Annotated in this window: 19 protein-coding genes and 3 tRNA genes; 11 read left to right on the plus strand and 11 right to left on the minus strand. The window is 69.3% G+C overall.

Annotated elements, in window-relative coordinates; genetic code table 11:
* Positions 1 to 593 precede the first annotated feature (593 nt).
* Positions 594 to 1,244, plus strand: coding sequence for a TetR/AcrR family transcriptional regulator (locus tag G6N16_RS02520; RefSeq protein WP_234805958.1), 651 nt, complete (start codon positions 594 to 596; stop codon positions 1,242 to 1,244).
* An 8-nt stretch (positions 1,245 to 1,252) separates the two neighbouring features.
* On the opposite strand, the gene G6N16_RS02525 is transcribed toward G6N16_RS02520, so the two are convergent.
* Both G6N16_RS02525 and G6N16_RS02530 read right to left on the minus strand, forming a co-directional pair.
* Positions 1,253 to 1,867, minus strand: a complete 615-nt coding sequence (locus tag G6N16_RS02525) for a pyridoxamine 5'-phosphate oxidase family protein (RefSeq protein WP_083032539.1) — start codon at positions 1,865 to 1,867, stop codon at positions 1,253 to 1,255.
* Between the two features lie 192 nt (positions 1,868 to 2,059).
* Positions 2,060 to 2,142 (minus strand) — tRNA-Leu (locus G6N16_RS02530).
* Positions 2,143 to 2,370: 228 nt separating this feature from the next.
* Here G6N16_RS02530 and G6N16_RS02535 point away from each other — a divergent pair.
* From G6N16_RS02535 to pknB, 7 genes are all read left to right on the plus strand, one after another.
* On the plus strand, positions 2,371 to 4,083 hold the full coding sequence (locus G6N16_RS02535) for an FHA domain-containing protein (RefSeq protein WP_163787745.1): 1,713 nt from the start codon (positions 2,371 to 2,373) through the stop codon (positions 4,081 to 4,083).
* Between the two features lie 99 nt (positions 4,084 to 4,182).
* The gene (locus tag G6N16_RS02540; RefSeq protein WP_083032542.1) at positions 4,183 to 4,650 is read left to right on the plus strand and encodes an FHA domain-containing protein FhaB/FipA; all 468 of its coding nucleotides are present in this window, start codon (positions 4,183 to 4,185) and stop codon (positions 4,648 to 4,650) included.
* The gene (locus G6N16_RS02545; RefSeq protein ID WP_163787746.1) at positions 4,647 to 6,206 is read left to right on the plus strand and encodes a PP2C family protein-serine/threonine phosphatase; all 1,560 of its coding nucleotides are present in this window, start codon (positions 4,647 to 4,649) and stop codon (positions 6,204 to 6,206) included. Before G6N16_RS02540 ends, G6N16_RS02545 begins: the two co-directional genes overlap by 4 nt.
* The gene (locus G6N16_RS02550; RefSeq protein WP_083030199.1) at positions 6,203 to 7,600 is read left to right on the plus strand and encodes a peptidoglycan glycosyltransferase RodA; all 1,398 of its coding nucleotides are present in this window, start codon (positions 6,203 to 6,205) and stop codon (positions 7,598 to 7,600) included. The genes G6N16_RS02545 and G6N16_RS02550 overlap by 4 nt, the downstream gene beginning before the upstream one ends.
* Positions 7,597 to 9,072: a D,D-transpeptidase PbpA gene (gene pbpA, locus G6N16_RS02555; protein ID WP_083030198.1), complete on the plus strand. Its 1,476-nt coding sequence runs from the start codon at positions 7,597 to 7,599 to the stop codon at positions 9,070 to 9,072. Before G6N16_RS02550 ends, pbpA begins: the two co-directional genes overlap by 4 nt.
* Positions 9,073 to 9,229: 157 nt before the next feature.
* Positions 9,230 to 10,537 (plus strand): serine/threonine-protein kinase, encoded by a 1,308-nt coding sequence (locus G6N16_RS02560; protein ID WP_083030197.1) that lies wholly within the window; start codon positions 9,230 to 9,232, stop codon positions 10,535 to 10,537.
* On the plus strand, positions 10,534 to 12,405 hold the full coding sequence (pknB, locus tag G6N16_RS02565; RefSeq protein WP_083030196.1) for a Stk1 family PASTA domain-containing Ser/Thr kinase: 1,872 nt from the start codon (positions 10,534 to 10,536) through the stop codon (positions 12,403 to 12,405). The genes G6N16_RS02560 and pknB overlap by 4 nt, the downstream gene beginning before the upstream one ends.
* Before the next feature lie 63 nt (positions 12,406 to 12,468).
* Here pknB and G6N16_RS02570 read toward each other — a convergent pair whose 3' ends face one another.
* Positions 12,469 to 13,137: an aminodeoxychorismate/anthranilate synthase component II gene (locus tag G6N16_RS02570; protein ID WP_083030195.1), complete on the minus strand. Its 669-nt coding sequence runs from the start codon at positions 13,135 to 13,137 to the stop codon at positions 12,469 to 12,471.
* Between the two features lie 63 nt (positions 13,138 to 13,200).
* A complete protein-coding gene (locus G6N16_RS02575; RefSeq protein ID WP_083030194.1) occupies positions 13,201 to 13,944 on the minus strand; it encodes a DUF881 domain-containing protein in 744 nt (247 codons plus the stop codon).
* A gap of 96 nt (positions 13,945 to 14,040) precedes the next feature.
* On the opposite strand from G6N16_RS02575, the gene crgA reads away from it, so the two are divergent.
* On the plus strand, positions 14,041 to 14,322 hold the full coding sequence (crgA, locus tag G6N16_RS02580) for a cell division protein CrgA (RefSeq protein ID WP_083030193.1): 282 nt from the start codon (positions 14,041 to 14,043) through the stop codon (positions 14,320 to 14,322).
* A gap of 157 nt (positions 14,323 to 14,479) precedes the next feature.
* Positions 14,480 to 14,911: a PH domain-containing protein gene (locus G6N16_RS02585; protein ID WP_083030192.1), complete on the plus strand. Its 432-nt coding sequence runs from the start codon at positions 14,480 to 14,482 to the stop codon at positions 14,909 to 14,911.
* A 96-nt stretch (positions 14,912 to 15,007) separates the two neighbouring features.
* On the opposite strand, the gene G6N16_RS02590 is transcribed toward G6N16_RS02585, so the two are convergent.
* Positions 15,008 to 15,553 (minus strand): peptidylprolyl isomerase, encoded by a 546-nt coding sequence (locus G6N16_RS02590; protein ID WP_165756826.1) that lies wholly within the window; start codon positions 15,551 to 15,553, stop codon positions 15,008 to 15,010.
* A gap of 126 nt (positions 15,554 to 15,679) precedes the next feature.
* Between G6N16_RS02590 and cwsA the strand changes: the two genes are divergently transcribed.
* Entirely contained in the window at positions 15,680 to 16,102 is a 423-nt protein-coding gene (cwsA, locus tag G6N16_RS02595) for a cell wall synthesis protein CwsA (protein WP_083030191.1), read from the plus strand.
* Here the strand turns inward: cwsA and G6N16_RS02600 are convergent.
* The 6 genes from G6N16_RS02600 to gyrA form a co-directional block, all read right to left on the minus strand.
* Positions 16,032 to 17,285, minus strand: coding sequence for a glycosyltransferase 87 family protein (locus tag G6N16_RS02600; RefSeq protein WP_163787747.1), 1,254 nt, complete (start codon positions 17,283 to 17,285; stop codon positions 16,032 to 16,034). The genes cwsA and G6N16_RS02600 overlap by 71 nt on opposite strands.
* A gap of 78 nt (positions 17,286 to 17,363) precedes the next feature.
* Positions 17,364 to 17,624, minus strand: coding sequence for a hypothetical protein (locus G6N16_RS02605; protein WP_133052910.1), 261 nt, complete (start codon positions 17,622 to 17,624; stop codon positions 17,364 to 17,366).
* Between the two features lie 73 nt (positions 17,625 to 17,697).
* Positions 17,698 to 17,770: transfer RNA gene (locus tag G6N16_RS02610), tRNA-Ala, on the minus strand.
* A 169-nt stretch (positions 17,771 to 17,939) separates the two neighbouring features.
* Positions 17,940 to 18,013: transfer RNA gene (locus G6N16_RS02615), tRNA-Ile, on the minus strand.
* A gap of 92 nt (positions 18,014 to 18,105) precedes the next feature.
* A complete protein-coding gene (locus G6N16_RS02620; protein WP_234805785.1) occupies positions 18,106 to 19,080 on the minus strand; it encodes a DUF3566 domain-containing protein in 975 nt (324 codons plus the stop codon).
* Between the two features lie 33 nt (positions 19,081 to 19,113).
* Positions 19,114 to 21,621: a DNA gyrase subunit A gene (gene gyrA, locus G6N16_RS02625; protein ID WP_083030188.1), complete on the minus strand. Its 2,508-nt coding sequence runs from the start codon at positions 21,619 to 21,621 to the stop codon at positions 19,114 to 19,116.
* Positions 21,622 to 21,625: the final 4 nt, after the last annotated feature.

The following is a 21,625-nucleotide window of genomic DNA, read 5'->3' on the forward strand; positions in this document are numbered from 1 at the left end:
CACTCCCGCCCTTCGCGGACCGACGCAGCCCGTCTCCGATCCGGCGGTCGAACGACGGCCTCGTCGCACCGGCCTGAGTGCTCCCGGAAACGCCCCGCCGGTTCGGCCGAACTCGGTCCGGCCCGGTGTTCGACTCCCTGACGGCATCGCCGGTGCCGGCCGTCGTTGCGGACGGCCGCTCACCCACCACCCGCGCCGCCCCCCGGTCGCCCTGCGAACCGTCACCGCCTCGCGACGACGGCGCACGATCAGCCGCCTGCCGCCGCGGCGAGTGGTCCGGTCGGGAATGAGACGACGCGTTGTCTCCGGGATCAGCCGATGCGGTCGGGACGACGGCACCACCCACTCCCAGCCACAGGCCACCGGTCAGCAGCGCAAGGCCGATCACGGCGGTGGGACGGGTGACAGGTCGAGAAGGGGTCATCGGTGCGGCTCCTGTCCGAGGGCTTCGGCGTCGTGCCAACTGGCCGGCGGCGCCCGTTGCGAAAATAATTACACAAATCGATAGTTATGTTTCTTTTTTGGCTACGCCGGTATCCCACACCGCTCCGGCATACTGGTGGCAACCGCACTCCCGAGCAGGACGAACGCCCGTGTCAACAGCCCAACGCCGTCCCCGGGGCCGGCCCGCCGGTGGCGGTATTTCCGCCGAGCAGGCCAAGACCGTGCTGATGAACGCCGCCGAGGAACTGTTCATCACCAAGGGCTACCGGGTCACCACGATGGAAGACATCGCCCGGCACGCCGGTTACTCCCGCGCTGCCATCTACCGGCAGTTCCCCAACCGCCGAGCGCTGATCGCCGCGATGGTCAACCGCATCACCCAACGGCACATCGCCGCGATGCTCCCCCGACTGCCCGAAGGCGCCGGGCTGATCACCATCCTGGTCGAGGCGCTCGTCATCGTCGCCTCCGAACTGGTCGAGGACCCGCTACTCCAGTCCATGGCCGAGCAGGCCTCCGATGACACCGTCGTCGTGTTGATCGCTGAAGATCCCGCACTCACCCAGCTGGTAGAGGCAACCATCGCCGGCATCATCGCCACCGACGCCAACGTGTTCCGGCCCGGGCTACAGCCCTACGACGTCGCGCAGTTCATCATCGCCACCGCACTGGGCCTGCTGCTGCAGACGGTGCCGGGCACCGGCGATCCCGACGTGGCCCGCCGCTATCTGGAGACATTCATACTTCCGGCGATCGTCGCCGATCCGCCCCCGGCAACCCGGGTGTTTCCCCCGGCGTGAGCCGGCCGCTACTGCCCGGCCACCAGACGCTCGACGGATACCGGTATCGGAAGCGGGGAATTCGACTGGGGTGCACCGTAGTTCCGGCTCACCGGAATGGTTCCGGTCCACGCGGTTTCCGACGGCGCGGCCGGACCACGACGAGCCTTTGAAATCCAGCGGCCGTCGGTGATCGGCAGCGCCAGCACCAGTGTCTGGGCGATATCCCGAGCGGTGTGCGGCGGGCATTCGAGATCGCGTCCCGGAATCAAGGTGCCGGTGAACAGGTCCAGCACCGTCGCGCGCTCGTCGCCGTCGATCACCTCACAGACCCCACGCACCACCGCGGATCGGTAGTTCGCCGAGTGGTCTATCTGAGCCTCGGCGATCACCAGCGCGTCAAGCAGGTAGGCGCTGACCGCCACCTTCGCCCCGGCCGCGGCGTGCCGCAGCGCCCCTGCCCCGGTCGACCCGTGCAGCAGCAGCCGGTCGCCGTCGCGAACCACCAGAATCGGGATGGCCCACGGTTCGTCGTCGAACACCGTCGACAGCGTGCCCACCAGGCACCGGTCGAAGACCTCGTCGAGCAGGGCGCGGTCCCCTCCCCTATCCGTCTTACGGGTCAGTTCGCGCAGTGCATCCATGCGGTGCAGTCAACGCGCCGGCAAAAATCAGCGCAATCTATTTTGGCCGGCCTGCGGCCATCCCGTCGCACGCCCTCGGCAGAACTCGGGCAGCCCGCCCGGCCCAACCGGGACCTAAGCCACCAAACACAAAGGTCACGACCTCTTTCGAGTCCGTGACCTCTGTGTCCGGTTCCGCAGAACCGCAATCTGTGGGCGAAGGGGGACTTGAACCCCCACGTCCCGAAGGACACTGGCACCTGAAGCCAGCGCGTCTGCCATTCCGCCACTCGCCCGAGCGACGCGGGGCAGCCTATCACGGGTGGCTGCCGACCTCCCAAATGCGAGGTCGGGGGTACAGACAGCAGTATCCACAGGCCTCTGACCTGTACGAATCGGATTCTCAGAATATTGCCGGTGCCCACCCGGGTCGGTCGGCACTTACCATTGAGCGGTATCAACACAGTGTTGCGACACGCGGCGATCTGCTGCGGAAACCGATCCGCGTGGGGCAGGAGGTGACGATGGGGCTGGTGCAGCGGCTCGATCGGAAGCTCGAGTCCACCGTCGGCGACGCGTTCGCCCGGGTATTCGGCGGCTCCATCGTTCCCCAGGAAATCGAGTCGGCATTGCGCCGGGAGGCCACCGACGGCGTCCGTACCCTGCACGGCGGCCAGCCACTGGCCCCCAACGACTACATCATTACCCTCAGTGAGCCCGACTATCAGAAGACGCTGGCCGATCCCGATCTCACTTCGGATACTTTTGCCAGGCATCTGTTGGGTTTTCTCAGGGAACAGGGATGGCAAACGTATGGTGAGGTGGTCGTCAGATTCGACCGATCTGCACAGCTGCACACCGGGCAGGTCCGGGCACGCGGGGTCGTCAACCCCGACGCCACCCGACACCCTGGCCGTAGCGTAGTTGCACCCGACCCAGCACAATCAGACCAGGCATTGACGGCAGAACCAGGAGTACCACCGATGACCGACAATCCGAGCTACCGCGGCAACCAGGGGCAGGGCGGGGATTACTTCGACTACACCCGCGGCCCCGACGACCAGCGTGGCCAGGATCCGCGGGCACCCTACGGCGAGCAGGGCGCCCCGGCTGCCGGCGGCGATCCCGGCCAGGGCTACGGCGCCCCGCAGGGTGGCTACGGTGGGCCCCAGGGCGGGTACGGCCAGGCACCCAGCGGCGGCTACGGCGCACCGCAGGGTGGTTATGACCAGCCGCAGGGCGGCTACGGACAGCCTCAGGGTGGCTACGGCCAGGCACCAGCCGGCGGGTACGGCGCACCCCAGGGCGGCTACGGCCAGGCCAGCGGCGGCCATCCGGCGCCCGGACCCGACTACGGCCAGGCACCTCAGCAGGACTACGGCCAGGGCGGGTACGGCCAGCCGAACTACGGCCAGCCCCCGCAACCCGACTACGGCCAGCAGAACTACGGCCAGGCACCCCAGCAGGGCTACGGTGCCGCGCCGCAGGGCGGCTACGGTCCGCAGTCCGGCGGCTACGACCAAGGCGGCTACGGCCAGGCACCCCAGCAGCCCGACTACGGCCAGCAGAACTACGGCCAGCAGTCCGGCGGCTACGACCAGGGCGGCTACGGAGCCGCCCCGGCGGGTGGCTACGGCCAGGCACCCCAGCAGCCCGACTACGGTCAGGCACCCCAAGCCGACTACGGCCAGCCCCCGGCCGGCGGTTACGGCCAGCAGGACTACGGCCAGGCACCCGCGGGCGGTTACGGCCAGCCCGATTACGGCCAGGCCCCTCAGGCCGACTACGGCCAGCAGAGTTACGGCCAACCGGATTACGGTCAGCAGGGCTACGGCCAGCCCCCGCAGCCCGAGTACGGCCAGTCCTCCGGCGGCTACGGCGACTACCCGGCCGGTGGCTACGAACAAGGCGGCTACGACCAGGGCGGCTACGGCGCCCCGTCCGCCGGTGCCAGCACGGTGACCCTGCAGCTCGACGACGGCAGCGGCCGCACCTACCAGTTGCGCGAGGGCGCGAACGTGATCGGCCGCGGCCAGGATGCCCAGTTCCGGCTGCCCGACACCGGCGTCTCGCGGCGGCACCTGGAGATCCGCTGGGACGGCCACGTCGCACTGCTCGCCGACCTCAACTCCACCAACGGCACCACGGTGAACAACGCGCCGGTGCAGGAGTGGCAGCTGGCCGACGGCGACGTGATCCGCCTGGGCCACTCCGAGATCGTCGTCCGCGTCCACTGACGCCACATACCGGGATCCTCCGGACTCCGGACGCGGGCCGAAGTATCGTGACCGAGCCGCAGCCGGATGTGGCGCACACGCAGGACGGGAGGACGACGCATGCAGGGCATCGTGCTGCAACTGTCGCGCGCCGGTTTCCTGCTGTTGCTCTGGGTGTTCATCTGGCAGGTGCTGCGGGTGCTGCGCACCGACATCTACGCCCCCGCCGGTTCCGTGATGGTGCGACGGGGACTCGCCCTGCGCGGTTCCCTGCTGCCGGCCCGCCAGCAACGCACCACCGCGCGGTACCTGGTGGTCACCGAGGGCGCGCTGTCGGGAACCCGGATCACCCTGGGGTCCCAACCGGTGCTGATCGGCCGTGCGGACGACTCCACCCTGGTGTTGACCGATGATTACGCCTCGACCCGCCACGCGCGGCTCGCACAACGCGGTTCGGAGTGGTACGTGGAGGATTTAGGATCGACCAATGGCACGTACCTGGACAGGGCGAAAGTGACAACGGCGGTACGGGTTCCCCTCGCCACGCCGGTGCGTATCGGCAAGACGGCAATCGAGCTGCGCCCGTGACGCTGGTATTGCGCTACGCGGCGCGCAGCGATCGAGGTCTGGTCCGCTCCAACAACGAGGACTCCGTGTACGCCGGCGCCCGGCTGCTCGCGCTGGCCGACGGCATGGGTGGCCACGCCGCCGGTGAGGTCGCCTCGCAGCTCGTCATCGCCGGTCTGGCACACCTCGACGAGGACGAGCCCGGCGGCGATCTGCTGTCCAAGCTCGACGCCGCGGTCCATCAGGGCAATTCCGCGATCGCCGCGCAGGTCGAGGCCGAGCCCGAGCTGGAGGGCATGGGCACCACGCTGACGGCCATCCTGTTCGCCGGCAACCGGCTCGGCCTGGTGCACGTCGGCGACTCCCGCGGCTACCTGCTGCGCGACGGGGAGCTGACCCAGATCACCAAGGACGACACCTTCGTGCAGACCCTGGTCGACGAGGGCCGGATCACCGCCGAAGAGGCGCACAGTCACCCGCAGCGTTCGCTGATCATGCGGGCGCTCACCGGTCACGAGGTCGAGCCCACACTGATCATGCGGGAGGCCCGCGTCGGCGACCGCTACCTGCTCTGCTCGGACGGGCTGTCCGATCCGGTCAGCGACGAGACCATCCGGGAGGCACTGCAGACGCCCGACGTCACGGCGGCCGCCGACCGGCTCATCGAGCTGGCCCTGCGCGGCGGCGGTCCCGACAATGTGACCGTTGTGGTCGCCGACGTCGTCGACGAGGACTTCGGCAGCCAGACGCAGCCGATCCTGGCCGGCGCGGTGTCCGGCGAGGACCGGGACTCGGCGCCGCCGGACACCGCCGCCGGCCGTGCCTCCGCGATCAATCAGCGGCAGCCACCGAGCAAACGCGTCGTACCGACCCCCGAACCGCCCCCGCGCAAACCACGGGGGCGGCGTCGGTTCCTGATAGCCGCGGCGCTCGTCGTGCTGCTGATCCTGGCCGGCATCGCGGCGACGTCGGTGATCCGGATGAACTACTACGTCGCCACCCACGAAGGCACCGTCTCGGTCATGCGCGGCGTCCCCGGCTCGTTCCTCGGCATCAGCCTGCAGTCGCCCTACCTGCAGGGTTGTCTGAACGATTCCAACGAGGAATCCCAGATCAGCTACGGCGAGACGCACCCCGGCTGCGCGCTGATGACGCCCGACGACCTCAAGCCCGACGCCCGCAACGGGGTCAACCAAGGCCTGCCGACCGGATCGCTGGACGACGCCATCAAGCAACTCCAAGACCTGGCCAAGAACTCCGTGCTGCCGGTCTGCGACACCTCCTACGGCGGCCCGATCCCCACCGGCCCGCTGCCCGGACCCGCGCCGAACGCCTCCACGGCCACCCCGGCGCCCAGCGTCACCGCGAGCCCGAGCGCCACCCCGGGCACCGCCACACCCGCGCAGACCACGCCGGCGCCCCGCACCCCGGCCGCGACGACCACCACCGACAGCGCCGCCGAGGAAGAGCACCACGACGTGCCGCCGACGGTGCCGCACTTCCCCCAGGCCCCCTCGACACAGAACCCGGTTCGCCAGGCACAGATCCCCGGCACCACCTGCCGGGAAGCGGCGTGACTACCGAGCCGCAGTCTCCGGTGGCGGTCGTCCCGCCCCCACCGAACCGCCGCAACACCGAGCTGGTGCTGCTGTGCTTGGCCGCCGTGCTCGCCGCCGTCGCCCTGCTCAACGTCGAACTCAACCAGGACCGGGCCCTCGGCCCGAACATCATCACCTTCCCGCTGGCCTTCCTGGTGCTCTTCGGCGCGGCTCACCTGGCTGTGCGACGGTTTGCCCCGCACGCCGATCCCGTGCTGCTTCCGGTCGTCACCGCGATCAACGGCCTGGGCCTGGTACTGATCCACCGGCTGGACCTCGGTGACCCGACGGCGAACCCGACGGCCGGGCACCAACTGCTGTGGACCGCCGTCGGGCTGACCGGCTTCGTCGTCGTGCTCGTCCGGCTCAACGACCACCGCAAACTTGCGCGGTACGGGTACGTGTGCGGATTCACCGGGCTGATCCTGCTGATCGTGCCGGCGCTGCTCCCCGCTCTCTACTCCGAACAGAACGGCGCCAAGATTTGGGTGCAGTTCAAAGGCTTTTCCATCCAGCCGGCCGAGTTCTCCAAGATTCTGCTGCTGATCTTCTTCGCCGCCGTGCTGGTCTCCAAGCGCAACGTTTTCACCAGTGCCGGCAAACACGTACTGGGTATGGATCTGCCCCGCCCGCGCGACCTGGCGCCGCTGCTGGCCGCCTGGATTCTGGCCGTCGGCGTGATGGTGCTGGAGCGGGACCTGGGTACCTCGCTGCTGCTGTACGCGTCGTTCCTGACCGTCGTGTACATCGCCACCGACCGGCTCAGCTGGGTGGTGATCGGCCTCGCGTTGTTTGCCGGCGGCAGCATCATCGCCTACCACCTGTTCAACCACGTGCGGGTGCGGGTGCAGAACTGGCTGGATCCGTTCGCCGATCCGGACAGCGGCTACCAGATGATGCAGTCGCTGTTCAGCTTCGCCACCGGCGGGGTGTTCGGCACCGGACTGGGCAACGGCCAGCCCAACACCGTCCCGGCCGCCAGCACCGATTTCATCATCGCGGTGGTCGGTGAGGAGCTCGGCCTGGTCGGGCTGGCCGGCGTGCTGATGCTCTACGCCATCCTGATCGTCCGCGGGCTGCGCACCGCGCTGGCGGTCCGCGACAGCTTCGGCAAGCTGCTGGCCGCCGGCCTGGCCGCCACTGTCGGAATCCAGCTGTTCATCGTCGTCGGCGGCGTCACCAAGCTGATCCCGTTGACCGGGCTGACCACGCCGTGGATGTCCTACGGCGGCTCGTCACTGGTAGCCAACTACCTGCTGCTGGCCATCCTGATCCGGATCAGCCACGCCGCCCGCCGGCCGATCGGTGAGGTCGGCACCCCGGCCGCCACGCCCATCGCGGCCGCCCCGACCGAGGTGCTGGGCAGAACATGAACACCGCCGTGCGTCGCGTCGCCCTGATGATCATGGGACTGATCGTCCTGCTGCTGCTCAACGCCACCTTCACCCAGGTGTTCAACGCCGACGGGCTGCGCGCGGATCCGCGTAACCAGCGGGTGCTGCTCGACGAGTACTCGCGCCAGCGCGGGCAGATCACCGCCGGCGGGCAGCTGATGGCGTACTCGGAGTCCACCGACAACCGCTACCGGTTCCTGCGCTCCTACCCCAATCCCCTGGTCTACGCACCGGTGACGGGTTTCTATTCGCTCAGCTACTCCAGCACCGGCCTGGAACGCGCCGAGGACGCCATCCTCAACGGTTCCGACCAGCGGCTATTCGGCCAGCGGCTGGTGGACTTCTTCACCGCCCGGGATCCGCGCGGCGGCAACGTCGACACCACGATCGTGCCGGAGGTCCAGCAGGCGGCCTGGCAGGCCATGCAGCAGGGCTGCAACGGCCCGTGCAAGGGCGCCGTCGTCGCGCTCGAGCCGTCCACCGGCAAGATCCTGGCGCTGGTGTCCTCACCGTCCTACGACCCCAATCCGCTGGCCTCCCACAACGAAGCGGAGCAGTCCGCCGCCTGGGAAGCCCTGCAGAAAGATCCGGCCTCCCCGATGACCAACCGGGCCATCGCCGAGACCTACCCGCCGGGGTCCACGTTCAAGGTGGTGGTGACCGCGGCCGCCCTGGAGTCCGGGATCTCCGTCAACGAGCAACTGACCTCGGCGCCGTCCATCCAGCTGCCCGACTCCAACTCTCGCCTGGAGAACTTCGCCGGAACCCCGTGCGGTCCGGGCCCGACGGCGTCGCTGCACGACGCGTTCGCGAAGTCCTGCAACACCGCCTTCGTTCAGCTGGGCACCCGCCTCGGAACCGACGCCCTGCGCCGGGCGGCGACCGCCTTCGGGCTCGACTCCCCCACCGAGCCGATTCCCCTGCAGGTCGCCGGTTCGACCGTCGGGGCGATCCCGGACGCCGCGGCGCTGGCGATGTCGAGCATCGGCCAGAAGGACGTCGCACTGACCCCGCTGCAGAACGCGCAGGTGGCCGCCGCGGTGGCCAACGGCGGGCTGATGATGAAGCCGTATCTGGTGGCCGACCTGAAGGGTCCCGACCGGGTCAGCCTGCAGGCCACCACCCCGACCGAGCAGCGGCGTGCAGTTTCTCCGGATGTCGCGACTAAGCTAACTGATTTGATGGTCGCCGCCGAACAGTCCACCCAGCAAACCGGGGCCATCCCGGGTGTCCAGATCGCGTCCAAAACCGGCACCGCCGAACACGGAACCGATCCGCGGCACACCCCACCGCACGCCTGGTACATCGCGTTCGCGCCGGCCCGGGCACCGAAGGTCGCGGTGGCAGTGGTGGTCGAAGACGGCGGCCAACGACTGTCGGCCACCGGAGGGGCGGTGGCCGCACCGATCGGCCGTGCCGTGATCGCGGCGGCACTGCAGGGAGGAACATGAACGCGCCAGGGGAGGGACGGACCATGAGTCCGCGGAGTCGACACCGCGCCAGGATCGCCGCACCGCGCCTGACGACGATGCCGCACGCCCGACCCGTCTCGGTGCAGAATCAGTTCATGGCCGACCGCCGCGGACCCGCCCGCTCGGGAGCGCAGCCGTGAGCCCCCGCGTCGGAGTGACGCTCTCCGGCCGGTACCGGCTCCAGCGTCTGATCGCCACCGGCGGCATGGGCCAGGTCTGGGAGGCCGTCGACTCCCGGCTGGGCCGGCGCGTCGCCGTCAAGGTTCTCAAGGCCGAGTACTCCTCGGACCCCGAGTTCGTCGAGCGGTTCCGCTCCGAGGCCCGCACCGTCGCGCGGCTCAACCACCCGGGCATCGCCGGCGTGCATGACTACGGCGAGACCGATATGGACGGCGAGGGCCGCACCGCCTATCTGGTGATGGAACTGGTCAACGGCGAGCCGCTGAACTCCGTGCTCAAGCGCACCGGCCGGCTGTCCCTGCGGCACGCCCTGGACATGCTGGAGCAGACCGGACGCGCCCTGCAGGTCGCGCACACCGCCGGCCTGGTGCACCGCGACGTCAAGCCGGGCAACATCATGATCACCCCGACCGGCCAGGTGAAGCTGACCGACTTCGGCATCGCCAAGGCCGTCGACGCCGCCCCGGTCACCCAAACCGGCATGGTGATGGGCACCGCCCAGTACATCGCCCCCGAACAGGCCCTCGGACACGATGCCACTCCGGCCTCCGACGTCTACTCCCTCGGCGTGGTCGGCTACGAGGCGCTGTCGGGCCGACGACCGTTCACCGGCGACGGCGCGCTGACGGTGGCGATGAAGCACATCAAGGAGCCGCCCCCGCCGCTGCCCGCCGACCTGCCGCCCAACGTCCGCGAACTCATCGAGATCACGCTGTCGAAGAACCCGGGCGCCCGCTACCGCAACGGCGGCAGCTTCGCCGACGCGGTCGCGGCCGTGCGGGCCGGCCGTCGTCCGCCGCGGACGAACGCCGCCCCGGCGATCGGGCGTGCCACGCCGGCCGCCATCCCGGGCAGCGGCCCGCACCGAGCGGTCGCCGAGGCCCGGCCGGTGGCCGACACCCGCAGCGGCAGTACGGCGATGCGGCCGCGCTCGGGAGCCGGCAGCGCGCGCCGGCCCGCTCCCCCGCCCAAACGCGGATTCTCCTCGGGTCAGCGGGCTCTGCTGTGGTCGGCCGGCGTGCTCGGCGCGCTGGCCATCATCATCGCGGTGATCATCCTGGCGCAGTTCAAGGGCAATCAGGGCGAGCAGGGCGGCAACCGGTCCACCGTCACCCAGACCGAGACGCCTCCCCCTCAGACGTCCGAACCCGCGCCCGCGCACCCGTCGGGTTGGACGACCGGGCATCCTGAGCAGGGCAGCACCCTGCTCCTGGCAACTGCGGTGCCGCTCCTGCACCCCGGCACCGACGAGATAGCGACATGACCACGCCCCAGCACCTGTCCGACCGCTACGAGCTCGGCGAGATCCTCGGCTTCGGCGGTATGTCGGAAGTCCACCTGGCCCGCGACACCCGCCTGCACCGCGACGTCGCCGTCAAGGTGCTGCGTGCCGACCTGGCCCGCGACCCGAGTTTCTATCTGCGCTTCCGCCGCGAGGCGCAGAACGCGGCCGCGCTGAACCATCCCGCCATCGTCGCCGTCTACGACACCGGGGAGGCCGAGACCTCGGCCGGGCCGCTGCCCTACATCGTGATGGAGTACGTCGACGGGGTCACCCTGCGCGACATCGTGCACACCGAGGGCCCGATCCCGTCGCAGCGGGCGATCGAAATCATCGCCGACGCCTGCCAGGCGCTGAACTTCAGCCACCAGCACGGCATCATCCACCGTGACGTCAAGCCGGCCAACATCATGATCAGCAAGAACAAAGCGGTCAAGGTGATGGACTTCGGTATCGCGCGGGCGCTGGCCGACTCCAGCAATGTCACCCAGACCGCCGCGGTGATCGGCACCGCGCAGTATCTGTCCCCCGAGCAGGCCCGCGGCGAGTCCGTCGACGCCCGCTCCGACGTCTACTCGCTGGGCTGCGTGCTCTACGAAATCCTCACCGGGGAGCCGCCGTTCGTCGGTGACACCCCCGTCGCGGTGGCCTATCAGCACGTCCGCGAGGATCCGGTGCCGCCGTCGCACCGCAATCCCGAGATCTCGCCCTATCTGGACGCCATCGTGCTGAAGGCACTGGCGAAGAACCCGGAGAACCGGTACCAGACGGCCGCGGAGATGCGCGCCGACCTGATCCGGGTGCACAGCGGCCACGCGCCCGAGGCACCGAAGGTGCTCACCGACGCCGAGCGGTCCTCCATCCTGTCCGCACCGTCGCCGGCACGGTCGGTGCTCGCCGAACGCACCGACGAGCTGCCCCGGCAGGGCACGTCGGCCGCACGCCGCCAGTCGGTGACCCGCTGGCTGGTCGGCGTCGCGATCCTGACCGTGCTGACCGTCGTCGTCACCCTCGGGATCAACGTGCTGGGCGGCAATACCCGCGAGGTGCAGATCCCCCAGGTCCAGGGGCAGAGCCGCGATGCGGCCACCGCCACCCTGCAGAACCTCGGTTTCAAGATCACCATCCAGCAGAAGCCGGACAACAAGCAGGCTCCCGACCAGGTGATCGACACCGACCCGCCGGCCAACACCTCGGTGCGCGCGGGCAGCGAGGTCACCATCAACGTGTCCACCGGGCCGCAGCAGCAGGAGGTGCCCGATCTGGTCGGGCGCACCTACGCCGAGGCCGTACAGGCGTTGCAGGGCAAGGGTTTCACCCGGTTCACCCGGGCTGAGGTGCCGTCCACCCCGGAGCTCAAGGACAAGGTGGTCAACACCAATCCCCCGGCGGAGCAGACCTCGGCGATCACCAATGAGATCACCATCAACATCGGCACCGGCCCGGCCACCAAGGAGGTGCCGGATCTGCGCGGCCGGACGGCGGATGTCGCCCAGCAGAACCTGACGGTGTACGGGTTCACCCGGACAACCCAGGTTCCCGTCGACAACCCGGCACCGGCCGGTCAGATCGTCGGCACCACCCCGCCTGCGGGATCCAACGTCCCACTGGACACCGTGATCGAGCTGCAGATCTCCCGCGGTAACCAGTTCGTCATGCCGGATCTGACCGGCAGGTTCTGGGTCGACGCCGAGCCGCTGCTGCGGGCCCTGGGTTGGACCGGCAGCCTGGACAAGGGCAATGACGTGTCCAACAGCGGGCAGAAGACCAACGCCGTGGTGACGCAGAATCCGCCCGCGGGTGCCGGCGTCAACTTCGGCGCGAACATCTACGCGACGTTCGCCTCCTAGCTCCGCTCCCCCGGCTGTTCGGTCCCAGACGGCTCGGCACCCGCCGAGTCGGAGCCGGCCGGGTCAGGCGCGCGCGGTGGCGTCCCGCACGGTGGCCGCCAGGGTGGTCTCCAGCTCGGCGACCAGCGCCTCGCTCGGGCGCTGCCCGCAGTAGCCGAGCCAGTTGGCCAGCATCCGGTGGCCCCCCTCGGTGAGGATCGACTCCGGGTGGAACTGCACACCGTGGATCGGAAGGCTCCGATGCCGGACCGCCATGATCACCCCGCCCTCGGTGTGCGCGATGACCTCCAGTTCGGCCGGCACGGTGTCCGGCAGGATGGTCAGCGAGTGATACCGAGTCGCGGTGAACGGATTCGGAAGTCCTTCCAGCACACCGGTGTCCGAGTGGAACACCGTGCTGGTCTTGCCGTGCAGAAGTTCCGGGGCGCGGTCGACGGTCGCCCCGAAGGCCACACCGATCGCCTGGTGTCCCAGGCACACGCCGAGCAGCGGGGTCTCGGTCTGCGCGCAGGCCCGCACCAGGGCGATGGAGGCTCCGGCGCGCTCCGGGGTACCCGGCCCCGGGCTGAGCAGCACCCCGTCGAACTCCTCGGCAACGCGGGTCACCGCGGCCTCACCGGTCAGCCGCTCGTCGTCGTTGCGCCAGACCTGCGCCGTCACACCCAGCTGCCCGAGGTACTGCACCAGGTTGAAGACGAAGCTGTCGTAGTTATCGACGACGAGAATTTCCACGGCTCGAGATTACTCGGCGCCGCCAACCGGTTATCCGGCGCGAACCGTCCGGTTCGGTCGCGGTCAGTAGGGGATGGGCCCGATCGGTTGGGCGTGGGACGGCTGGACCGGACCGGTGTGGCCGACGAGCTCCAGCGTGCCGCGGGCTTCCTCGCGGTAGCCGAGCCCGAATCGCACGACGTACTGCCGGTACAGCGTGACCAGCGGCGCCGCGGCCAACGCCGCCTGCATCGCCGGCACGTCACCGATGGCCGAGATCGTGTACGGCGGGCTGTACGTGCGGCCGTTGAGCAGCAAGGTGTTGCCGACGCAGCGCGGCGCGGAGGTGGCGATCAGCCGCTGGTCCTGCATCTGGATGGCCTCGGCGCCCGCGCTCCACAGGGCGTTGAGGACGGCGGAGATGTCCTGCTGGTGGACCACCAGGTCGTCGGGGGAGGCGTCGCGGGGGAACCGGCCGTTGGCGTCGCGCTGGGCGTCGGTCAGTGTCACCACCAGGCCCGGGCCGCGGACCGGCGTGAGACCGGCCTCCAGCGCCAGCGCCGTGACCCGGGTCTGCATGGCCGACAGCGCCGCGTCGGGGGAGCCGCCGTGCACGCTGTCGATCTCGGTGGCCAGCCGGTCGCGACGGGCTAACAGCGCATCGACCGACGTCTGGGTGTCACGGACCATGTCCACCAGCCGCGGTGCGTCACTGCGCCGGATGTCGGCGCCCGCGGACAGCCCGTGAGTAGCCGCGAGCAGCAGCCCGGCCAGCAGACACACCACCGGAACCCCCAGATTCCAGCCGGGGCGCGACAGGCGAATCATCGGTCCTCCGGAGTGCTGTACCTGCGCCGGACGGCACTGGGATAGTCTTTTGAGGATTTCATCCTCGCACCCCGTGCACCAGCCGCGAAGGTAGCCATGCCCAAGTCCAAGGTCCGCAAGAAGTCAGACTTCACCGTCAGGCCGGTGAGCCGCACCCCGGTGAAGGTGAAGAGCGGACCGTCCAGCGTCTGGTTCGTGGTGCTGTTCATCGGGCTGATGCTGGGTGGCCTGCTGTGGCTGGCCGTCTTCCAGCTGGCGGCCACCGGATACGACGTTCCGCACGCCCTGCAGTGGATGGCGGATCTCAACGCCTGGAACTACGCGATCGCCTTCGCGATGATGATCACGGGTTTGCTGCTCACCATGCGGTGGCGGTGACCGGCGTCACAATCGGCGTCGTGGCCTCGGTGCCCAATCGGTGAACGCGCGGTGACCAGCGGCGCTCTCCGGTGACCAGCTCAATGACACGCGTGTAGTTCATCCCCATTGTGGATAGCATTTGTGGATAACCGCATCTGCCAAGGTAAGAAGTGTTATGGCTGATTTCCAGCAAACTCAGTGGGGCCCGACGACGGGCAGCCTCGCAACCCTCGCCGTGGCCGGCGCAGCCCTGCTTACCGCAGCTGTGATGCTGGTCACAGACCTGCCCGGGCGGGTACTGCTCGTTACCGCGGGTACCGGAATCGTATTGTTTGCGTGCTTCACCTGGCGGGCCCGGCCGAAGCTGGCAATCACCGACGACGGGCTCGCCCTGCGCGGCTGGTTTCGCACCTTCATCGTGACGCGCGCCGACCTCGCACTGCTGCGGATCACCGAGTTCCGACGCCTCGGCCGCAGCCAGCGAATGCTGGAGCTGGAAACCACCGACGATCAGCTGCGCGTCTTCACCCGGTGGGATCTGGGCGTCGACCCGCTCGAGGTTCTCGACGCGCTCACCGCCGCCGGCTACTCCGCGCCCCGCCACTGACGCGGGGCAGTGCAAGACCTTCGGACATGAACGGTCCCGGGGCCGAAACGGCCAGCCCCGGGACCGGACTATGCGTATTTCCGAGAGAGCGTGCGTCTAGGAGATGGTGATCGACTCGATCACCACCGGCTCCAGCGGCCGGTCGTTGCGGTCGACGGCGGTGCCGGCGATGGCGTCGACGACCTTCTGCGACTCGGGGTCGACGACCTCACCGAAGATGGTGTGCTTGCGGTTGAGGTGCGGGGTCTTGCCGACGGTGATGAAGAACTGCGAACCGTTGGTGCCCGGTCCGGCGTTGGCCATCGCCAGCAGGTAGGGCTTGTCGAAGGACAGTTCCGGGTGGAACTCGTCGGCGAACCGGTAGCCCGGGCCACCGCGGCCGGTGCCGGTCGGGTCGCCGCCCTGGATCATGAAGCCGTCGATGACGCGGTGGAAGACGGCGCCGTCGTAGAACGGTCCCGAGCTGCCGCCGGTGGCGTTCTCGGTGCTGTATTCCTTGGTGCCCTGGGCCAGGCCGGTGAAGTTCCCGACGGTCTTGGGGGCGTGGTTGCCGAACAGCGCGATCTTGATGTCACCGCGATTGGTGTGCAGCGTCGCGGTTGCGGTCTGAATGGGACTGGTCACGGTTTCACAGTCTGCCACCCCCCGGACCGGCCGAGGCGGCCAGGTCCGTCGGGCATCCCCGGATCCGGGGCGCCGGATACCGCCACCGATCGGCGTCCCGGATGGCAGGCTGGACAACCAGTCCCACTGCAGGAAGGTGCGCAAATGAGTTCCACCGCTGACGAATCGCTGACCCCGGGCCGGCGCCTGGCCCGGGGCCTGGCCTACACCGCGGTCGGTCCGCTCGACATCGGCCGGGGTGTGCTGGGCTTGGGTGTCGCGTCCACCCGCTCCGCGGCGGCCAATGCGCGTCTGCAGGTCGAGCGGGCCCGCCTGCGCCGCCAGCTGGCCGCAGCCCAGGAGGCTCTGTCCGACGACATCGCCGCCACCCAGGAGGCCGTCGCGGAACTGCCCGCGGCGATTGTGCGGATCGGCAAGTCGCACCGGGCCCGCCGGATCGGCCTGATCACCGGTATCGCCGTGGTCACGCTGGCCGGGGGAGCGGTGGCGTTCTCCATCATCCGTCGTTCGATGCAGCCGGACCCGTCGGCGCTGCCGCCCAGCGTCGAGGTCGACCCACACCCGTAGGGATGCACCCGGCCGCGCCGGCGGCCAGGACCGCGAACGCCAACAGCGGGTAGCTGTTGCCGACGACGTGCTGCCACCAGGACCAGTGGAGTTCCCGGTCGTTCATCATCGGCATTCGCTCGGACGGCCCGACGGTGAAGACCACCACCGCCAGCGCGACGGTCCCGACCAACCAGGGACTGCGGGCACCTTCGACGACGGCGTTGCCGGCGACCAGCAGCGCCGGCGCGATCCAGACCCAGTGATGGTTCCAGGAGATCGGCGAAACCAGCAGCACCAGCGCCGCATTGACCAACACGGCGGTGACCGGCTGCCCGGCCTCCAGCAGCCGTCGCATCCACCGCACCGCCAGCAGCAGCGCCACCGCCGACAGCGCAATCCACAGGCCGGACTGCCAGGCCTCCGGTAGCGGCAGGCGGGTCAGCATTCCGTTGAACGACTGGTTGTTGGCGAACCACGACGAGCCGATGCGGCGGGTGTCGCGCACCGTCTGCAGCCAGTACTGCGCCGAGTCCGCCGGCAGGATCAGCCACCCGGCGCCGACCGTCGCGGCGGCGGATGCCAGCGCGGTGGCCAGCGCCCGCCAATCGCGCCGGAGCAGGAAGAACAGCAGGAACACCGCGGGGGTCAGCTTGATCGCCATCGCGATGCCGATCAGCATTCCGCGCGGCCAGTGCCGGGCCCGGGTGAGGGTGTCGAACACCACCGCGGCCATCAGCACCAGATTGACCTGACCGAAGCTCAGCGTGCTGCGCACCGGTTCGATGAACTCGAACAGCGTCACCATGGCGATCACCACGGTGAGCGTGGTCAGCCGGTCGAGCTCGGGGCGCAGGCGCTTGCACACGATCCACAGCACCGCACCCAGGCAGCCCAGCGACGACAGGAAGAAGAGGGCCTGCGCGGCCGTCGTCGGCAGTACCGCCAGCGGGACGAAGGCCAGTGCGGCCGACGGCGGGTAGGTGAACCCCAGGCCCTGCGGACCGGCGATCAGCGGGTCGGTCGCATACAGCGGATACCCGGCCAGGATCGTGCGGGCGCCCGCCCGGTACACCTCGAGGTCCAGGAAGCCGACCCAGGTGTGGAACGCCAAGCCGGCGATGGTGGCGACGACGAAGGCGGCGCAGACACCGATCAGCGGCCACCGGTCCCGCCTGCCCGGAGAGGTTCGCAGCGGCTGCACCACCGCAGGCTAACAGCGCTGGGCTGCACCGACCGTCGGCGGCCATCGGGGGCCTCGCGTCGGCGCGGACCTGCCTGGTCAGCGGGGATATTTCGACACGGCCGTCGGGCTCGGACTCAGGCAGACCGGCTCGTTGCAGGGCAGCGTGGGCACGGTGGCGCTGGGGAAGGTCACCGACGTGCGATCGCGCGTGCGCTCCGGAACGGGCGCGGAGTTGACGGCCGGTTCCGGCGCCGACGGCGGCGGAGCGTCGTCGGAACCGCAGCCCCAGGTGCCGAATCCGATCGCACCCACGACCGCTATCGCACCCAGCGACTGGGCGACGGATCCTCGTGTCATGGTGCGTCCACGGTATCTCGCGCGGTACCGGTGGGCCAGGCCGGCGGCAACCCGGTCGGCGTTGAAACACCTGTGGAGCCTAGGAGATTCGAACTCCTGACATCTGCCTTGCAAAGGCAGCGCTCTACCAACTGAGCTAAGGCCCCTCGACCCGGGACGACCCGGTGGTTTCGGTTCCGTCGGGAATGGCGTGCCACACCTCACCGCGGAACTTCGACCAGATGATCGCGATCCCGCCGAGAACAACCGCTGCGATCAGCAACCGTTTCAACGGTCCGCCCTTTCGTACCGGTGCCATCCGCCGGCGAAAGCCGGTGGGCCTAGGAGGACTCGAACCTCCGACCTCTTCGTTATCAGCGAAGCGCTCTAACCGCCTGAGCTATAGGCCCGTTACAACCGCGCGCCGAGATTACCGTACCGACCGAGTGACGACCAAACCGATTGCGGTGGGCCAAGTGCCCCCGCCCGCCGAGTCCGCTGGTCAGTCCCGGTCCGCGAGGGTCACTTCGACCCCGCCGACGATGTCGGTGCTGATGTTGTAGACCATCGCGCCGAGGGTGGCCAGGGCGGTGAACAGCACGGTGTTGACCAGCCCGATGAGCAGGGCGCCGCCGAAGATCGTCCCGGCGCTGACCAGCTCGCCGCCGGTGCCGCCGGCGTTGGTCAGCAGGTCGCCGACGTTGCTGTTCAGCTTGCTCCAGACACCCATGCCGCCGAGGACCAGGTAGAGGATGGCCACCGAGATCATCCAGACGAAGAACAGCGCCACCGACAACAGGCCGGAGACCTTCAGCGTGCTCCACGGGTCGATGTGGCGGATCTGCATGCTGGCCCGGACGGGTCCGCTGCGGCCGCGTCCGGCCACCGTCACCCGGGCCGGTGACCGGGTCGCCGAGCCGTTGCCCGTCGACTCCCGGTCTCCGGTCGTGCTGCGCGGTGCCGACTTGGGCCGCGGGTCCGACAGATCCGGGAGTTCGCTGGCGTAGCTCTTCTGCTCCGCGTGACCCTTCTGCTCGGCGTGCGCGGGGGCCTCCGGCGTGGTGTCTGCGGGTTGGCTCTCCCGGGTGTCACGGGAGGCACCGGCGTCCCGCGCGCCCGCGGTTTCCCGCGCCGAAGCGATCTCGCTCGACGTCCCCGACACCGCGTGGTTCGGGGGAGTGGGAGCCGCGTGCGCCGGCGTCCGGCCCGAGGGCCGCTCGCCGGCCGGGCGCTCAGCCGGGCGCTCGCCGGCGGCTCGAGAGCCCCCGGTCTGCGCACGCGCCGCCCCCCGCTGCCAGGGCGGGGGATCGCCGGACTCGGTGATCCGGACGGTCGGCGGGCCCGACTCGGCGGCGTGTGCCGCCGAGCCCGCCGGTCGCGCACCCATCGCACGGTCGCCGGTCACCCGTCCTCCGGCGGCCGAAGCGTCGTCCGCCTCGGCCGGACGGGTGCCCCCGGGTTCGTTCGATGCTGTCACGCTGTTCCCTCGTCTCTGGTGCGCGAACTACCGCTAGCTCGTCGCCTCGTCGGCGTCGCCCTCGACATCCTCGGGCTCGTCGGCGTTGCGTGCAATCGCTATCAGTGTGTCGCCCTCGCCCAGGTTCATCAACCGAACACCCTTGGTCTGCCGTCCCGCCTTGCGGACCTGGCGCGCCGTGGTGCGGATCACCCCGCCCCCGGAGGTGATCGCGTAGAGCTCACTGGTGTCATCGACGATCAGCGCCCCGACCAGGCTGCCCCGGCGACGGTCGTACTGAATCGTCAGGATGCCCTTGCCGCCGCGGCCCTGCACGGTGTATTCGTCGATCGCGGTGCGCTTGGCATAGCCACCCGCGGTCGCCACCAACAGGTAGGTGTCCTCGCGGACCACGTTCAGCGACAGCAGCCAGTCGTCCTCGTTGAACCGCATGCCCTGCACACCCGAGGTGGCCCGGCCCATCGGCCGCAGCGCCTCGTCGGTGGCCGAGAACCGGATCGACTGGCCGTTGCCGGACACCAGCAGCAGATCGTCGTCGGACGTGCACAGCGCCGCACCCACCAGCTCGTCGCCGTCGCGCAGGTTGATCGCGACGATGCCGCCGGAGCGGTTGGAGTCGAAGTCGGTCAGCTTCGACTTCTTCACCAGACCCTTGCGGGTCGCGAGCACCAGGTACGGCGCGTCCTCGTAGCTCTTGATCTGGATGACCTGGGCGATGCGCTCCTCCGGCTGGAAGGCCAGCAGGTTCGCCACGTGCTGGCCGCGCGCCGTCCGCGACGCCTCGGGCAGTTCGTAGGCCTTGGCCCGGTACACCCGGCCCTGGGTGGTGAAGAACAGGATCCAGTCGTGGGTCGAGCACACGAAGAAGTGCGCGACGATGTCGTCGGCCTTCAGGCCCGCACCCTGAACGCCCTTGCCGCCGCGCTTCTGGCTGCGGTACAGGTCGGTCTTGGTGCGCTTGGCGTACCCGGTTTCGGTGATGGTGACGACGACGTCCTCGCGCGCGATCAGATCCTCGTCGCTGACCTCCCCGTCGGCCGGGATGATCCGGGTCCGACGGTCGTCGCCGTGCTTCTCGACGATCTCGGCCAGCTCGTCACGGACGATGGCCCGCTGGCGTTCCGGCTTGGCCAGGATGTCCTCGAGATCGGCGATCTCGGCTTCGATCTTGGCCAGATCATCGATGATCCGCTGGCGTTCCAGGGCGGCCAGCCGGCGCAACTGCATGTCCAGGATCGCCTGCGCCTGGATCTCGTCGACGTCGAGCAACTCCATCAAACCGGTGCGCGCGACATCGGCGTTGGCCGACGCCCGGATCAGCGCGATGACCTCGTCGAGGGCGTCCAGTGCCTTGACCAGACCGCGCAGGATGTGGGCCCGCTCGTTGGCCTTGCGCAGCCGGTAGGTGGTGCGCCGGATGATGACGTCGAGCTGATGGGCGACGTAGAGCCGGATCATCTGATCGAGGCGCAGCGTGCGCGGCACCCCGTCGACGATGGACAGCATGTTCGCGCCGAAGCTGGTCTGCAGCTGGGTGTGCTTGTAGAGATTGTTGAGCACCACCTTGGCGACGGCATCGCGCTTGAGCTCGATGACGATGCGCAGACCGACCCGGTCGCTGGACTGGTCCTCGATGTTGGAGATGCCGGCGAGTCTCCCGTCGCGGACCTGCTCGGCGATCGAGGTGATGAAGTTGTCGTGGTTGACCTGGTACGGCAACTCGGTGATCACCAGGCCGGTGCGGCCCTTGGCGACTTCCTCGATCTCGACCACGCCGCGCATCCGGACGGAGCCGCGGCCGGTCCGGTAGGCATCGGAGATGCCCTGGGACCCGACGATCAGGCCGTGGGTGGGGAAGTCGGGTCCCTTGACCCGTTCCATCACGGCTTCCAGCGTGGTCTCCTCGTCGGCCTCGTGGTGCTCCAGGCACCAGTAGACCGCCTCGGCCAACTCCCGCAGATTGTGCGGCGGGATGTTGGTGGCCATGCCGACGGCGATACCGCCGGAGCCGTTGGCGAGCAGGTTCGGGAACCGGCTCGGCAGCACCGTCGGTTCCTGCACTCGACCGTCGTAGTTCGGGATGAAATCGACTGTCTCCTCGTCGATTTCACGCAGCATATCCATGGCCAGCGGAGTCAGCCGGGCCTCGGTGTAACGCATGGCGGCTGGCGGGTCGTTGCCCGGCGAGCCGAAGTTGCCCTGACCGTCGACCAGGGGGTAGCGCAACGACCACGGCTGGGCCATCCGGACCAGGGTGTCGTAGATCGAGGCGTCACCGTGCGGGTGGTAGTTGCCCATGGTCTCGGCGACCGATCGGGCGGACTTGGCGTGGCTGCGGTCCGGCCGGAATCCGCTGTCGTACATGGCATACAGCACGCGTCGGTGCACCGGCTTGAGGCCGTCGCGGACCTCGGGCAGTGCCCGGCCGACGATCACGCTCATCGCGTAATCGATGTAGCTGTTCTGCATTTCCTGCTGGATGTCGACCGGTTCGATCCGGTCGGCCGGCCCCTCACCCGGGGGCAGCGTGGTGTCTGTCATCTAT

Origin of the sequence: Mycolicibacterium insubricum, assembly GCF_010731615.1 — a bacterium.
GTDB classification, from domain to species: domain Bacteria; phylum Actinomycetota; class Actinomycetes; order Mycobacteriales; family Mycobacteriaceae; genus Mycobacterium; species Mycobacterium insubricum.